This is a genomic window from Pseudomonas sp. MWU13-2100, from assembly GCF_023242365.1.
Classification (GTDB): Bacteria; Pseudomonadota; Gammaproteobacteria; order Pseudomonadales; family Pseudomonadaceae; genus Aquipseudomonas.
The window spans coordinates 1-776 of record NZ_JALLIX010000128.1 but is presented as its reverse complement, the minus strand read 5'-3'; the positions used below and the strand labels follow the sequence as shown (position 1 = coordinate 776).

The following is a 776-nucleotide window of genomic DNA, read 5'->3' as shown; positions in this document are numbered from 1 at the left end:
TGGCTGACGGCGAAGACGGTCGAGTGCTTCCACGCCAACCAGCGTGTGGCCAGCCACCTGCGCTCGCAGCACAAAGGCCGGCACACCACCCAGACCGAGCACATGCCCAAGAGCCATCGTGAGCATGCCGAATGGACACCACAACGGCTGATCCGCTGGGCAGAGCAGACCGGCCCCAACACCGCCGGCGTCATCACCTACATCCTCGGACGCCGAATCCATCCGCAACACGGCTTCCGTGCCTGCCTGGGCATCCTGCGCCTGAGCAAACAGCACAGCGAAGAGCGGCTGGAAGCCGCTTGCCAGCGTGCGCTGGCACTGGGCGCATGCAGTTACAAAAGCCTCGAATCGATCCTGCGCCAAGGGCTAGAAAGACTGCCACTGGCCCAGCAAAACCTGCCGTTGCTGCCCGACGAGCACATCAACCTGCGTGGCCCCGGCTACTACCACTGACTGAAAAAGGAGCACGAACATGCTGCCCAATCCGACACTCGACAAGCTGCAAACCCTACGACTGCACGGGATGATCAAGGCGCTCGGCGAACAACATGCAACGCCCGATATCAACGACCTGAGCTTCGATGAACGCCTCGGTCTGATGGTCGACCGCGAGCTGACCGAGCGCGAAGACGCCCGCCTGACTACTCGCCTCAAGGCCGCACGACTGCGCCATAACGCCTGCCTGGAAGACATCGACTATCGCAGTCCGCGTGGCTTGGACAAGGCCTTGATCCTGCAACTGGGCAGCGGCCAATGGTTGCGCGACGGTCTGAACT

General features: G+C 62.4%; 2 pseudogenes. Both read left to right on the top strand.

Annotated features, from left to right (window positions below):
* Positions 1-453, top strand: a pseudogene (locus M5B99_RS29670) (IS21 family transposase); the annotation flags it as partial.
* Between the two features lie 19 nt (positions 454-472).
* A pseudogene (gene istB / locus M5B99_RS29665) lies at positions 473-776 on the top strand (IS21-like element ISPsy14 family helper ATPase IstB); the annotation flags it as partial.